14 protein-coding genes, 1 tRNA gene and 1 riboswitch are annotated in these 13,962 nt (G+C 40.3%); of the genes, 10 read left to right on the top strand and 5 right to left on the bottom strand.

Annotation, left to right across the window (positions count from 1 at the left end; translation table 11 throughout):
* Nucleotides 1–7: 7 nt before the first annotated feature.
* The gene (locus tag ORQ98_RS03685) at nucleotides 8–958 is read left to right on the top strand and encodes an isoaspartyl peptidase/L-asparaginase family protein (RefSeq protein ID WP_274687434.1); all 951 of its coding nucleotides are present in this window, start codon (nucleotides 8–10) and stop codon (nucleotides 956–958) included.
* Between the two features lie 46 nt (nucleotides 959–1,004).
* Here ORQ98_RS03685 and ORQ98_RS03680 read toward each other — a convergent pair whose 3' ends face one another.
* Nucleotides 1,005–1,577 (bottom strand): opioid growth factor receptor-related protein, encoded by a 573-nt coding sequence (locus ORQ98_RS03680; protein ID WP_274687433.1) that lies wholly within the window; start codon nucleotides 1,575–1,577, stop codon nucleotides 1,005–1,007.
* Nucleotides 1,578–1,798: 221 nt separating this feature from the next.
* On the opposite strand from ORQ98_RS03680, the gene ORQ98_RS03675 reads away from it, so the two are divergent.
* From ORQ98_RS03675 to ORQ98_RS03665, 3 genes are all read left to right on the top strand, one after another.
* Nucleotides 1,799–1,875, top strand: a tRNA-Arg gene (locus ORQ98_RS03675).
* A 190-nt stretch (nucleotides 1,876–2,065) separates the two neighbouring features.
* Nucleotides 2,066–2,767, top strand: coding sequence for a TIGR04283 family arsenosugar biosynthesis glycosyltransferase (locus ORQ98_RS03670; RefSeq protein ID WP_274687432.1), 702 nt, complete (start codon nucleotides 2,066–2,068; stop codon nucleotides 2,765–2,767).
* The gene (locus ORQ98_RS03665; protein ID WP_274687431.1) at nucleotides 2,760–3,398 is read left to right on the top strand and encodes a TIGR04282 family arsenosugar biosynthesis glycosyltransferase; all 639 of its coding nucleotides are present in this window, start codon (nucleotides 2,760–2,762) and stop codon (nucleotides 3,396–3,398) included. The genes ORQ98_RS03670 and ORQ98_RS03665 overlap by 8 nt, the downstream gene beginning before the upstream one ends.
* A 20-nt stretch (nucleotides 3,399–3,418) precedes the next feature.
* On the opposite strand, the gene ORQ98_RS03660 is transcribed toward ORQ98_RS03665, so the two are convergent.
* The 4 genes from ORQ98_RS03660 to flgA form a co-directional block, all read right to left on the bottom strand.
* Entirely contained in the window at nucleotides 3,419–4,162 is a 744-nt protein-coding gene (locus ORQ98_RS03660) for a flagellar brake protein (RefSeq protein ID WP_274687430.1), read from the bottom strand.
* A gap of 158 nt (nucleotides 4,163–4,320) precedes the next feature.
* On the bottom strand, nucleotides 4,321–4,800 hold the full coding sequence (locus tag ORQ98_RS03655) for a flagella synthesis protein FlgN (RefSeq protein ID WP_274687429.1): 480 nt from the start codon (nucleotides 4,798–4,800) through the stop codon (nucleotides 4,321–4,323).
* A gap of 29 nt (nucleotides 4,801–4,829) precedes the next feature.
* Nucleotides 4,830–5,147, bottom strand: coding sequence for a flagellar biosynthesis anti-sigma factor FlgM (gene flgM, locus ORQ98_RS03650; RefSeq protein WP_274687428.1), 318 nt, complete (start codon nucleotides 5,145–5,147; stop codon nucleotides 4,830–4,832).
* 84 nt (nucleotides 5,148–5,231) lie between these two features.
* Nucleotides 5,232–5,954, bottom strand: coding sequence for a flagellar basal body P-ring formation chaperone FlgA (gene flgA, locus ORQ98_RS03645; RefSeq protein WP_274687427.1), 723 nt, complete (start codon nucleotides 5,952–5,954; stop codon nucleotides 5,232–5,234).
* A 132-nt stretch (nucleotides 5,955–6,086) separates the two neighbouring features.
* Here flgA and ORQ98_RS03640 point away from each other — a divergent pair, with 132 nt between their 5' ends.
* The 6 genes from ORQ98_RS03640 to ORQ98_RS03615 all read left to right on the top strand — a co-directional run bounded on the left by ORQ98_RS03640 (nucleotide 6,087) and on the right by ORQ98_RS03615 (nucleotide 13,744).
* The gene (locus ORQ98_RS03640) at nucleotides 6,087–7,028 is read left to right on the top strand and encodes a chemotaxis protein CheV (RefSeq protein ID WP_274687426.1); all 942 of its coding nucleotides are present in this window, start codon (nucleotides 6,087–6,089) and stop codon (nucleotides 7,026–7,028) included.
* Nucleotides 7,029–7,123: 95 nt separating this feature from the next.
* Nucleotides 7,124–8,188, top strand: a complete 1,065-nt coding sequence (locus ORQ98_RS03635) for a CheR family methyltransferase (RefSeq protein WP_342455178.1) — start codon at nucleotides 7,124–7,126, stop codon at nucleotides 8,186–8,188.
* 190 nt (nucleotides 8,189–8,378) lie between these two features.
* Nucleotides 8,379–8,479, top strand: a riboswitch (TPP riboswitch).
* A 127-nt stretch (nucleotides 8,480–8,606) separates the two neighbouring features.
* Nucleotides 8,607–9,596: a thiamine ABC transporter substrate binding subunit gene (thiB, locus tag ORQ98_RS03630; protein ID WP_274687425.1), complete on the top strand. Its 990-nt coding sequence runs from the start codon at nucleotides 8,607–8,609 to the stop codon at nucleotides 9,594–9,596.
* 31 nt (nucleotides 9,597–9,627) lie between these two features.
* Nucleotides 9,628–11,220 (top strand): thiamine/thiamine pyrophosphate ABC transporter permease ThiP, encoded by a 1,593-nt coding sequence (locus tag ORQ98_RS03625; protein WP_274687424.1) that lies wholly within the window; start codon nucleotides 9,628–9,630, stop codon nucleotides 11,218–11,220.
* On the top strand, nucleotides 11,213–11,827 hold the full coding sequence (locus ORQ98_RS03620; protein WP_274687423.1) for a thiamine ABC transporter ATP-binding protein: 615 nt from the start codon (nucleotides 11,213–11,215) through the stop codon (nucleotides 11,825–11,827). Before ORQ98_RS03625 ends, ORQ98_RS03620 begins: the two co-directional genes overlap by 8 nt.
* A 165-nt stretch (nucleotides 11,828–11,992) precedes the next feature.
* Nucleotides 11,993–13,744, top strand: coding sequence for a calcium-binding protein (locus ORQ98_RS03615; RefSeq protein WP_274687422.1), 1,752 nt, complete (start codon nucleotides 11,993–11,995; stop codon nucleotides 13,742–13,744).
* Nucleotides 13,745–13,962 lie beyond the last annotated feature (218 nt).

Genomic DNA, 13,962 nt, shown 5'->3' with positions numbered 1-13,962 from the left:
GGTATATATGAGTAACTATGTATTGTTAATTCATGGTGGGGCAGGCCAGCTACCAACAGACTTTCTGACTGCTGAGCGAGAACAAGCGTATATTCAGCAACTTTCTACGGTATTGCGTAAAGGTCAACAAGCATTAGCTGCTGGGGCTAATGCAGAGCAAGTAGTGGTAGAGGCGGTTGCATTATTGGAAGATTCGCCATTATTTAATGCGGGGTGTGGTGCTGTATTAACCCATGCGGGCACTTTTGAATTTGATGCTGCATTAATGTTAGGAAATCGCCAGTCAGGGGCTGTGATGGCAGTAAAACAATGTAAAAATCCCATTATTGCTGCCCAACAAGTGTTGCATAATAGTGTACATAACACTTTGGCTGGCCCTGAAGCAGATGCCTGGTTACTCGCTCAGGGGGTTGAGCAGACCCCACAGGATTACTTTTTAACTGAACACCGGTTGCAACAACTTCAAGACGCTAGGGAAAAGCAACAAGTACAGCTGGATCACAGTGATAATGGGCAGGTACAAGCACTATTAAGCCAGTCATCAGGGGAGCCCTCAATGGGCACAGTGGGGGCGGTTGCGCTAGATAGTCATGGTGAGTTGGCGGCTGCTACCTCAACCGGTGGTGTCACTAATCAGCTGCCTGGACGCGTGGGAGACAGCCCAATTATTGGGGCAGGTACTTTAGCAGATCAACGAAGCTGTGCAATTTCGGGAACAGGCATTGGTGAATATTTTATTCGTTATACCGTTGCAGCAGAAATTCACTACCGAATGTCATTGGCTGACCAAAGCCTTACAGAAGCAGCTGAACTGGTAGTCAATCAAAACTTACCTGCAGGTACAGGTGGTGTGATTGCGGTTGATGCCCATGGCTACTGGACGATGCCTTTTAATACCAGCCATATGTTTCGAGGAGTTGTTACCCCTAAACAGCTACATGCCTTTATTGGTAAATAAATTAGGGGCGACATCTTTGATGACTATGCAAAGGCACTGTTAAAGCCTATTTATCACGGTTGTCTATAAGTGCTTGCTGCCAGTGTTGATAGGTGACGAGGCCAATGGTGCTACTGTGTTCTTGGAATATCACTTGTAAACAATTAAATAAGGCTTCTGCATACCGAGTTAGCCCCAGTTGGCAAAGTGATTTAATGATACGCGTAAATCTTAAGTAGTTATGATTGCCGGGGGTGAGCCAGCAGCGGCTGGCACAGGCAAAATGCTCTGCTGAACGTTCGATGATGATTTTCTCTGGTTCATTGTGATGGAGTATAAGTCCATAAAAATCCAGCATTTTGTTTAAGGAGCGAAGCAGGTTAGTTTGGATGCTGGATTGTTGTTTGAATACTTCAATAGTCTCGGCATTCAACAATGGGGTCGTAGAGTTGAAGCCACTATCAGTAATCGGGAACAACCATTGAATGTAGTTATGGGTGTTTTCTAGTTGATCATCTGACCATAGCAAAATCTCATCTAACTGACGGCCATAACTATCCTTCTCCTTTTGATTATAGAAGTTGATCAGTAATTGATTGGCCTGTTCAGTCATGGCATGGGCATACTTGGTGGCAGCCATTACAGCATCTATGAATGTATTTTAGCTAAAATATTGGGGCTGAGGGGTATAAATGCTATTTCTATTACAGTTGTTGGTCACAATGATGTGCTCATTTATCGTGTCTGTTAAATAAGCATGTTGAAATAGAAAATGTTCAAGCTACTTTTTGGACTGATTAATTTTGATGTGTCTTCAGAGTGGTTGCAATCAGTGATCGATTCAGTATTATAACTGCTGCTGTCCCTGTAGCTCAGCAGGATAGAGCAAGCGCCTCCTAAGCGCTAGGTCGGTGGTTCAAATCCACTCAGGGACGCCAGTTTAAAAACCATTACTTTCCTATACACTTTCTAGCAACCTGTCTTAAAAAGCACTTAACATTTAATAAACACCTAAAAAGTACTTAATCTGAAGTGTGTTGTAAATTAGTGAGTGGCTGGTTGAAAGAATTTATGCTTTCTGTTTGTCTTTACTCTCTAACAAATGACGAGTGAAAATGATAAGACAATATGAGATGCTCAATTATTATTCCTACCTTGAATGAGTCTAATGATATTGTTGCTAGCCTAGTTCCTTTACAAGCCCTGCGTCAGTGTGGTCATGAAATAATAATGGTAGATGGTGGGAGTACTGATAATACCGTAGCACTTACGAAACCTTGGGTGGATCAAGTCATTATCAGTGAGCCTAGTCGAGCACGACAAATGCAAACTGGAGCTGAGCAGTCGACAGGCGATGTATTGCTGTTTCTACATGCTGATACCTTCCTGCCTGACAATGCTATTGCATTAATTCTTGATGGTTTGGGCCAAACAAATGGCTGGCAGTGGGGGCGGTTTGATGTGACATTATCAGGCAGTCACTGGTTGTTAGCATTAACTGCAAAACTAATGAACTGGCGCTCTCGTGTAACTGGAATTGCAACGGGTGATCAGGTGATTTTTGTAAAACGTGAGTGTTTTATGCAAGTGGGCGGTTATCGTTTGATGCCTTTAATGGAGGATGTTGACATCTGTAAACGACTGAAAAAGATTTCAAAGCCGTTATGCATTGCTAACCCGGTAGTGACTTCTAGTCGACGTTGGGAGCAACGTGGAATTATTCGCACTATTTTATTAATGTGGAGTTTGCGGCTGGCATTTTTTATGGGTGTATCACCACAACGTTTAGTTAACATTTATTATCCGAGAAATAAAATAAAAAATGATTAAGCCGGTAATTATTTTAATGGCTAAACCCCCGATTGAAGCTAAGGTGAAAACACGATTAACGCCTTATTATTCGGCGGGGCAAGCAGCCAATATTTATAAAGAATTGCTGTTGTATACTGCGAAATGGATAAATGAATTGCCTAAGCATTATCTGCGAGTATTGGCACTGGCTGAGCAGTTAGACCATGATTTTTTTAATGATTCTGCTTTTAACCATTGGGAACGCTATTTACAACAAGGCAAAGATTTAGGTGAGCGGATGGCAAATGTGGCTCAACATTATATTAGGCAGAACCAGCCTGTTATCTTAGTGGGTGGAGATTGCCCGGTTTTAAATGCATCATTATGTAAGCAGGTATTAAAGAGTTTATTTAATAATGCTGAGTCGTCTGATTGTTATGAATATGATTCTAATCAAGTAGCCATAGTACCCGCAGAAGATGGAGGGTATGTGCTAATTGCTATGCGTCAATTTCTTCCTTATTTATTTGAAGGTATTCAGTGGGGTACTGAGCAGGTATTGCAGCAAACGATTAGACAACTCCAGTCTAAAAATGCACCTTATGCGTTATTTCCAACACTGTGGGATGTTGATCGACCAGAAGACTATCGACGTTGGTGTAATCATTAAAGTTGTGTAAAACTATTCACTTATTTGACTAATGCTGAGCGCTGTAGCTGATTAACATAAAGCTCTACATAACGTTGTTGAAGCCCAGTAACATGAAGAAACATTAAACCAAGAAGTAGATCGCCTGTTACTTCATCTTTATGAATTTGGCGAATTTGAACAGCGCATTCTAGCTCATGTTGATTGTGCAGTGGCATTGAAAAGTTTTCAGCAACTTGACCCACTTCGGGCAAATTCTCTTGTAATTGCTGACTGGCAACGGCCACTTGACAGCCTGTGGCAGAAATATCAATGACCTGGGTAGTCACTGCTGGGTAATCTTCTGTTAATTTAAGTGTTGCTGTTACAGCAGGGTGGCTCGGTAACCTAACCCGAAAGGCTTTGCGTCGTTGTAAATACCACAGTTTGCTGGGAAGTTTGAAGTTGTAATAGGGAATACCAGCTTCATCCTGTTTGATTTGTTCTAAAACAACATTGTCGAAAGTGACTTTAACCCCTTCATAAAAGGTATAGACAGAAAATGGCTCGCCTTGTTTAATCAGGGGATTACCATCAATGGGACTCAGCTCATCTAAAGCAAAGGTTTGGTTGTCTAAGTCAACTCCAATAATGAATGTTTTATAACTGATGTTACGACTGGGAAAATAAATTTTAATGGGTACTTTGGCTTTTAAAATGCCCATTAGTACACCGGAGACTTCTTGAGGTGTCCGCTTTAGTTGGTATTTTTCTTCTATATCTAAATCGTCAGATAGATAGCTCATACGGTTTTCCTGCTTACAAATCCATTGCTTTTGGCTAGGGCCTGTTGACAAGTCCTAGTACTCTCTCACAAGAAAAAGTCACTATTTCTAATGACTATACACCGAAAAAAGATGGTATACATTAGGGTAGTTCACCTAATGGCAGGCATTGGGGGGGATTATGCTGTACCTAGAATTTGTGAGTCTTGATAGGCGGAAGTATCACCTTGAGCGCCATATAGTTTGATGGAAGCCTGGCTTTGACCTCGATAGATGGCCAGTAGCTGATGGAGCGTTTGTTGTAGTCGGTTTAGTACACAGCCATTGATTTCATTGAGGGTTTGGCAGTAGGCCAAATGGCTTTTTACTGTTTGCCAATATTTACGAGACTCAACCTGTTGGGGAGAAGGTAATGTTTGTAACCATTGTTCCAAACCAGCGTCATTAGGAGTAAACCCCGCTTGTTTGAGTAGTTCACTCCGGTGTTGGGCTGTTTGGCCTAGGCGATTAAGACAATCATTTTTAATGGTTAACAGCTGATTAAGCTGATCAAGGTTCCTATCACGCAGGGCATGTTGCTCTTGCTCTAATAGCTCAGTTAACTGGCTAAGCGTAGATATGTCAGTGGAAAGCTGTTGTTGAAGGGTTTGATTAATCATGACGGTCTACCTTAAACGACAATTTTCCGTTAACGTAACAGGCTTTCTAGTTCAAATAATTTGTCTGCAATTTTTTCTGGATTGACAGAGTAGCTTCCCTCAGCGAGTGCCGCTCTAATACGGGCTACTTTCTGCTCATCCACTTGCGGCTCTTGTGAAGCCTTTTGTTGAAGCTTTTGTAACTGTTTAGCTTCTGCACTCAACTCGACAGACACTTGTTTAGGTGGCTGAGAATTTTGCTCGGATTGAGGTTGCAGGGTGCCTTTAGTTGCTTTTTCAGCAGGCTTTGCCTGGGCGCTTTTGAGATTGCTCTGTTGACCAGATGCGCCATTAACATCGTTAACCATCGATTAACCCTTTTAGTTTGACCGTCTAACTTAGTATAGCGGCCAACTGAATAATAACTTTAATGACAAATTCAAGTTGTTTAGTTAAAGAGTTGCTTCAACGGTATAAGCATCTTTAACCACTGCCTGAATGACACGCTTAGAGCGAATATTGCGTACTTTAATTAATTGCCCTGGCTTACCATCTGAAAGTGCAATCCCTTTTGCGAGCACGCTAAAATTGCTGGTATTAGCATGGATAGCAACTTGTGTGCCTTTCTTGATTGCCAATGCTTGGGTAATGTGATTTTGTGTAATTGGCTGACCCATTTTAATTTGCCGGGTAACCACTTTGCCTAGCAGTTTTGATGGTTCAGGAAAGTAACTCCCTCTTAATTTGCTGATATCCTGTTCCAACTGTATTAAATCATTTGAGGTAATAACGTGGCCTTTTTGTAAGGTCCGGCTAGCGGCAATGACTTGCCGATAAAGTTTGACTTGGGTGGCAACATATAGGCTCCAATAAGGTGATTGGAGGCATTTTATTTTATGGGTGGCGCGGCCAATAAGGTGTTGTCGACGCTGGCTAGGTTCAATCGTTAACTTGTTTGCGCAAGGCTGTAGTTTAAGCCTTGGATCTATAGCGCTGATATGAATTTCATAACGCCCGCTACCTAATTGCTGCGTATAGGTTTTTAGCTGATTTTCAAGATAGCCATATAACAGCTGCTGAATGGAACGGTGAACAGGGTTACTCCAGCTGGCCATTGTTGTTACAGCAAGCCCAAAAGCTAACAATGACCGCATAATCGCACTATGAATGTTCATAATTTGTCCTAAGCTAAGAGTATGGTCTATAAGTATTTCACTAACCAAAACATTAGCGTCAAAGTTATAGAGAGTCAGGCAAGTCTCATGCCTGGCAGAAAATAATGTTGTAGTGAGGCAAGGTAACTTTACATGGCCGGTGTATTAGACAGTGTCAATCAGCGAACCCAGTTAGTGGGGCAGAACAGGCTGGAGCTATTATTGTTCCGGCTGGCAGGTCCACAGCTGTATGGTATCAATGTATTCAAGGTAAAAGAGGTTTTGCAGTGCCCGAAAATGACCTTGATGCCAAAAAGCAGCCCTGTGGTACGTGGCGTGGCTAATATTCGGGGAGGAACGATTCCTTTATTGGATATGAACTTAGCGACTGGCCATGATTTATTAGATAACGTTGAAAATTGCTTTGTCATTATTACCGAATATAACAACAAGGTGCAGGGGTTTATGGTGCGAATGGTTGATCGCATCGTTAACATGAACTGGGAAGAAATTCATCCTCCACCCAAAGGGACTGGGCGAGATCACTACCTAACTGCAGTGACCAAAGTAGATGATAAACTTGTCGAAATTATTGATGTAGAAAAAATCCTTTCTGAAGTGTCACCGATGACTGAAGAAATCAGTGAAGGCGTTATTTCAGAAGAAATTACGCAAAAAGCTGTTTCTCAGCATGTATTAATTGTGGATGACTCTGCGGTTGCTCGTAAGCAGGTTCAACGTTGTCTTGAAACGTTAGGTTTAACTGTTACAGCAAAAAGTGATGGGCGTGAGGCTTTAGATTTTCTCAAGAACATGGCTGATGAAGAAAAGAATATTTCGAATGAGTTATTATTAATGATATCAGATATAGAAATGCCAGAAATGGATGGCTATACCCTGACAACTGAAGTCAGGAGCGACCCACGAATGAAAGATCTCTACATTATTCTCCATACTTCACTAAGTGGGGTTTTTAATAGAGCTATGGTAGAAAAAGTGGGCGCTAATGATTTTATTGCTAAATTTAATCCTGACTTATTAGCCAGTACAGTTATTTCTCGTTTAGAAGATGCGGCAGCAGCACAGGAGGGATAATTATTTGATAGGAAGCGCAATGAATTGAATGATAGGCACAACACACATTAAAAAATGTGTTACTTTTTATTGATGGTAATAGTGGAGTTCTAGATTTGACTCAGAGCGGGCTTAGTTCCAAGGTAGCGGTAAGTGACTTTGATATATTTAGCCAATTTCTTGAAAAAGCATGTGGGATTGTATTGGGTAAAAATAAGGAATACCTGGTCAAAAGTCGGCTAAGAAAAATACTTAATGATAATAAAATCGATACCCTAGCGGAGCTGGTAAAAACAATAGAACGCAATCCTCGTGATATTTTGCGGGGCAAAGTAATTGATGCCATGACAACTAACGAAACCTTGTGGTTTCGTGATAATTATCCTTTTGAAGTTTTTAAAAATACAATTTTACCTGAGCTGTGCAAGCGCTATCCAAACCAGCGTTTACGCGTTTGGTCGGCAGCCTGTTCCAGTGGGCAAGAGCCGTATTCTATCAGTATGGCTACTGATGAGTTTGAACGAACCAGCCTTGGTCAGCTAAAATCGGGCTTGCAAATAATCGCGACTGACTTGTCTAATAAAGTGTTAGCTGAATGCCGTACAGGTGAATATGACTCACTAGCCTTGGGAAGAGGCTTATCAGATGAAAGATTAAAACGTTATTTTAATGAACTACAGGGTAAGCGTTGGGAAGTTAAGCCGGAGATAAAAAAAAGAATTGAATTTAAAGAGCTGAATTTACAAGAGAGCTATGCATCTTTAGGTAAGTTTGATGTGGTTTTTTGTCGTAATGTGCTTATTTACTTTTCAGCTGATTTTAAACGGGATATTTTATCTCGTATTCATAAAACGTTGAAGCCTGGAGGCTATTTATTTTTAGGTGCATCTGAAGCGCTAAACGGGTTAGCTGATTTATATGAGATGGTTCAGTGTCGGCCGGGTATTATGTATGTATCTAAAGGCGAGGATGTATTTGCCAGAGGAAGCAGCGCTAAATCCTCTGCGTTTGGCAGCTCTGCAGCATCGGCTAAATCTACATCTAGGTCTACAACTACTACACCATCAACAACCAGATCATCAACGACCCGTTCGGGTATTAGCTCAAAAACCACCTCAAGCACTACTAGTCAATCTTCGGCGTTTAAACCTAGACCTAAGCCTAAGTCCACTGATCGTTAATCCGCTGGTAGCTACAAAAAGCAACTTGATAATATGTCAGGTGGTTTCCCGTCTAAAGCACCTATTTTTTTTGCTTTTAGGTTATTCATTACTGTAACAGTAATTTTGCTGCCTTATTTGGCTAGATGTGTAATAGCAATCATACCCTTTGGACAATGATTGCAGGCATGAGCGAGTATAGGCTACAATTGGTGCGTTGTTGGGGTGCTGGGCTTGTTAAGTGTGGCTGAGATTATACCCGTAAAACCTGATCCAGATAATGCTGGCGTAGGGAGTTGGTTAAGATGGCCTAACTATTCGATAGTGGCTACCTCCTTAAATATTTTCTCTCCCAGTTTGGTCAGTTAAACCAAAGTACAAGTATTTTGTAGGCTATTGCTAATGATGGCCACTGATTCGTATTGGGGGAGTTATTTGAATGAAAACCATACAAACTGGGCTATTCATAGTACTGCTAAGTATTGCTTCTCTTGTAAATGCAAATGTTTTAACTGTGTACACCTATCAGTCCTTTGTTTCAGAATGGGGGCCTGGTCCTAAGTTGCAGGAAAACTTTGAAAAGCGATGCAGTTGTCAGATAAACTGGGTTGGTTTAGATGATGGGGTCAGTATTCTAAACCGATTAAAACTTGAACGAGCTAAAACCAAAGCTGATGTAGTCATTGGTCTAGATCAAAACCTGTTAGTTGAAGCAAACAAACTGGGTATTTTTGCCGAACACCAACAGGACCTTTCAAAATTAACACTACCAGTGGTTTGGAAAAACCAACAGTTTATTCCCTATGATTATGGTTTTTTTGCGTTTATCTATAATCAAGAACGGCTTAAACAACCACCTTTGTCATTTGCCGAATTACTTGCTGATAAAAAACTGAAAATCATTTATCAAGACCCCCGTACCAGTACGCCTGGCCAAGGGTTGATGTTATGGTTAAATGCTATTTATGGTAATGAAAAAGCGCAATTGCAATGGCAACAGTTGGCGGATAAAACAGTTACAGTGACAAAGGGGTGGACAGAAGCTTATGGCTTGTTTTTAAAGGGAGAAGCTGATTTAGTCTTAAGCTATACAACATCTCAGGCCTATCATGAAGTGGCTGAGCAAGATACCCGTTATAAAGCGGCAGAGTTTAAAGAAGGGCATTATCCTCAGATAGAAGTTGCAGGTATTATTAAAGGAACGCAACAAGCAACACTGGCTAAACAGTTTTTACAGTTTTTATTAACACCAGGTGCTCAGCAGCAGATAGCCACTCATAACTGGATGCTTCCAGTGGTTGATACTAAGTTACCAGAAGGGTTTAATAATATTATTAAACCGAAAATGGTGATGCCATTTACTGCTGAGGAAGTCGCTCAAAATAGAAAGCTGTGGATTAAGCAGTGGCGCCAGGCAGTAGTAAAATAGCTGCTTCTTGTAACTATATAGCAAAGCGTAAATGTTATTTACAGCAGCCGCCTGGTTTGGCTTTATTATTGTCTGTTTGATTTTTTGCTTTACTACAGCTGCTCTGATTGCTTTAGCAAGCGAAGGATGGGGAGAGTTTAATTGGCAAGCGCTACTGGATCCTTATCTTTTACATATAACAGGTTTTTCGCTTAAGCAAGCATTACTGTCTACTGTTATTAGTTTATTATGTGCAATACCTATTGCTAAGCTGATTGGATGTCGGCAGTTTAAAGGTAAACAGGGATTATTAACCACTTTTAATTTATGCTTTGTATTACCGACTATTATCGTTGTGCTTGGAGTCGTATCTGTTTATGGCCGTTCTGGTTGGCTTAATCAATGGCTCAATAGTGAACATTCAATTTACGGGTTACCAGGCATTCTATTATGCCATGTTTTTATTAATTTCCCTTTTGCTACCCGGGTATTGGTGAATGTAATCGAGCAGATTCCAGTTAACCAATGGCGTGTAGCTGAACAATTAGGATTTAATCGTTTTTACCGGTTTTATTGGTTAGAGTGGCATGCAATAAAAAGTCAATTATTCCCATTATCGGGTCTTATTTTTTTGCTGTGTTTTAATAGCTTTACCATTGTGCTCGCCATGGGGGGTGGTCCTCAAAGTACCACTTTAGAAGTGGCTATTTATCAGGCATTGCGTTATGACTATGAACCTGGTTTTGCTGTTTTGCTAGCGACACTTCAATTAGTAATAACAGCACCCATTGCATTAATGTTGTTTTATTACCAGCCTGCATTAAAACAAACTAAAAAAACAGGTTATCAAAAGCCATCAAGTTTATTAGATAAATGGTTGTTAATACCAGTACTGATTGCAGTAACTGTATGGGTGTTACTCCCTTTTATTGCACTAATGAAAGAAATAATTAATTTTCAGGCCGTCATAAAGGTTTTTTCACAGTCATTAATCAATGCTGGAATAAAGTCATTTATCATCGCAGTGAGTACATCATTTCTCACCATATGTATGGCGCTTGTTATCAATGCATTGTTATTTAATCTTTCCAGTCACTACAAAGCAAACAACCACTCAAAGCGTATTAGAAGACAGTTTGGAGCAGTTATCGCTGAAGGGGTAACTGCTAATATTTTATACTTTCCAGCCATTGTATTAGCAACTGGCTGGTTTATTTTACTATGGCAGCTTACTGATGTTTTTCAATATACCTTGTGGTTGGTTATTATTATCAATGTATTAATGGCAATGCCATTTGCTATTAGAATTATTAAAGTGCCATTTTTTCAAGTAGCAAACCACTATCAGCAGTTGTCAATGCATTTGGGGATCACAGGTTGGCATTGGTGGTGGGTAGTGGCATGGCCAGCATTATCAAGCGCTATTGGTCAGGCTGCAGCGTTAGCGTTTGTACTTTCTTTAGGCGATATGGGGATTGTTGCACTCATAGGAGACCCAGATTTTATTACCTTGCCCTTATTAGTTTATCAATACTTAGCGAATTATCAGTATCCACAAGCCGCTGTATTATCCGTCATATTATTAGTCAGCTGCTTTATTTGTTTTTATTTAATTGAGAAGTTGTTTAGGCACCATAATGCTTGAGTTATTAAGTGTACAAGTCAAACAAGGTGATAACTTATTTACCTATAATAGTCAGGTTAGTAAAGGTGCTTTCTGCCGTATAGTAGGGCCAAGTGGTGCAGGCAAAACCACACTGCTAGAAACCATCGCAGGTTTTAATCATATAGTGGCAGGGGAAGTCAGCTGGCAAGGGCAATCATTTACTTATCAGAAGCCGGAAAGTCGGCCGGTGTCGATGATGTTTCAACAGGATAATCTATTTGCCCATTTATCTGTTTATACGAATATTGCCTTAGGTGTAAGGCCTTCAGCTAGATTAAATGCGGAAGAAAGACAGCAACTTCAGCAACTCTGTGTGCAGCTAGGTATTGTAGACCAACTAGAAAAGCAACCAACACAATTATCAGGTGGTCAACAGCAACGAGCTGCTTTAGCAAGAGCTATTATTCATAAAAAACCAATTCTATTGTTAGACGAACCATTCAGTGCTTTGGATAAAAAGCTCAGAGAAGACTGTATAGCCTTAACTGATACTATGCGAAAACAATATAATTTAACCGTGCTAATGGTCACTCATCATCCAAAGGAGCTAGATCAGGTGGCCACTCAAACGATTGAAATTAGCTAACTTTCCTTCTAAAAAAACAATAGACACAAATCATACTGTTTTATAAGCTGGTTTTGCTAAAAGAAAGCATGAATTCGAATAATAAGGTAGTAGGGTAAAGCTATAAAAATATACCTTAAAAAAGATAAAATTTATTAGTGTTGCCCTCGTTAGCAAGGACTAGCAATGAGTAATAATATAAACGAAAATACCACTGATGCAATCACTATCACCACTACCGCTAATGGTTATTTTGCTGATGTGATCGCTAACCATCAAACAGTCACTTTTCCAGCGAATATTCAAAAAGAAGATCTGGCCGTATGGCGTCGAGGTAATAAGTTAATTATTGAGCACAAAACGACTGGAGAAAAGATAGAGTTTAATTATTGGTACACTTATACCAGTAGCCACTACAAAACCCAACAATTACAGTTTAATAATGGTAGTAAGCTAACCCTGGCTGAAGTAGAAGCAATTGCTGTTTATCAAGGTACAGACAATAGTGAACAGTTGATTGGTTATCGTGATTTGAACGAAACGATTCATGCGCAGGGTGGTGATGATAAAGTATTTAGCCGAGGAGGAGACGATACCATTGATGCTGGAGCGGGTAATGATTACGTGGATGGTGGATCAGGTAATGACACTATTACTGGTGGGTTAGGTAATGATGTCTTATATGGGCGTTCTGGCGATGACTCCATTAATGGTGATCAAGGTGATGACCAATTATCAGGTGGAACCGGTAACGATCATTTAGTGGGAGGTGTTGGAAACGATGTGCTGTTTGGTGGTGAAGATAATGATGTATTGTTAGGCAATACAGGTAATGACTATCTTGATGGTCAGGAAGGTGATGATCAGATTGAGGGTGGAGATGGTAATGACCAATTAATGGGTGGAACAGGGGATAACCAATTAATTGGTGGAAAAGGTGATGATAAATATGTGTATGGTGGAGGTTTCGATACTATTAACAATGAAGGTGGTGGTAAGGACGTCATTATATTCAATGATGTGTTGCCTGAAGGACTCACTTTTGCAAAAGATAATAATGATTTAATTATTACTGTCGATGGAAATAGTCAGCAAGGTATCAGGGTAATTAACCACTTTTTAGGTGGTGATTATGCCATTGATTTAGTCCAGCCAGCAGAAGGCTATGCTTATTCATTAACAGAAATCAATGCACTGGCAAGGGCCAATGAAATACCTGAAGGTGAATCTTATCAAGCATTTGTAGAAGATACTGATGAAAGCAATCGATTTTCAGCCACACGCTTTGCTGACTGGGTAGAGGCCAATGATGGTGATGATACCGTCTTTGGTATGATGGGAAATGATCATATAAAAGGCGGCAAAGGCGATGATCATTTACTAGGTGGCAATGGTCGGGCAAACCAAGCAGACGGCGATGATATTTTAGAGGGTGGCGAAGGTAACGATATTCTCTATGGTGAACAAGGCAATGATTTGCTAAAAGGTGGTACTGGTAACGACCATTATTATTATCAGACAGGAACAGGTAAAGATACCATTGATAACAACGGTGGTGGTAGGGACGTATTATTTTTTATTGATATCAACCGCAACCGACTGTCTTTTTATCAGGATAAAAAGGATTTAGTTGTACTTGTAGATAATGATAAAAACCAGCAAGTCAGGGTATTAAATCATTTTAAAGGGGGAGATAGTGCTATTAGCCTAATCCAACCAGGCGATGGGTTTGCGATGAACCGTCAGGCTTTTGAAGCACTGGTTAAGCTTTATCCAAATACAACAGATGACTTCTCACTAGAAAATACAACTACTAATGTAGAATCACTTATTCATGCAATGAGTGGCTTTGCTAATGAGCGTGAGTTGAATACCACAAGAGCTGAAGTTACAGCAACAGCTGAAGTATCTAGTGCTATTACAGTTAATTTAAGCTAGTTAAGGTAATTAATCTTCATCTAATAATAAAAGACCTACCCTTCTGACTTTTCAATAGGAGCAGTTGGAAAGGTAGGTTATTAGTCAACTCACGTCTTGTAACAAATACACTACAAACCCCTCCTTTGAGTCAATTGAATTGGCATTCAGCTTGTGATAGATTTCATGGCCTTTGCCGTCTTATGGTGTATAAGGCATTGGCAAAGAGAGATGGAATT

Source organism: Spartinivicinus poritis, from assembly GCF_028858535.1.
Classification (GTDB): domain Bacteria; phylum Pseudomonadota; class Gammaproteobacteria; order Pseudomonadales; family Zooshikellaceae; genus Spartinivicinus; species Spartinivicinus poritis.
This window is presented reverse-complemented; position numbering and strand designations above follow the sequence as displayed.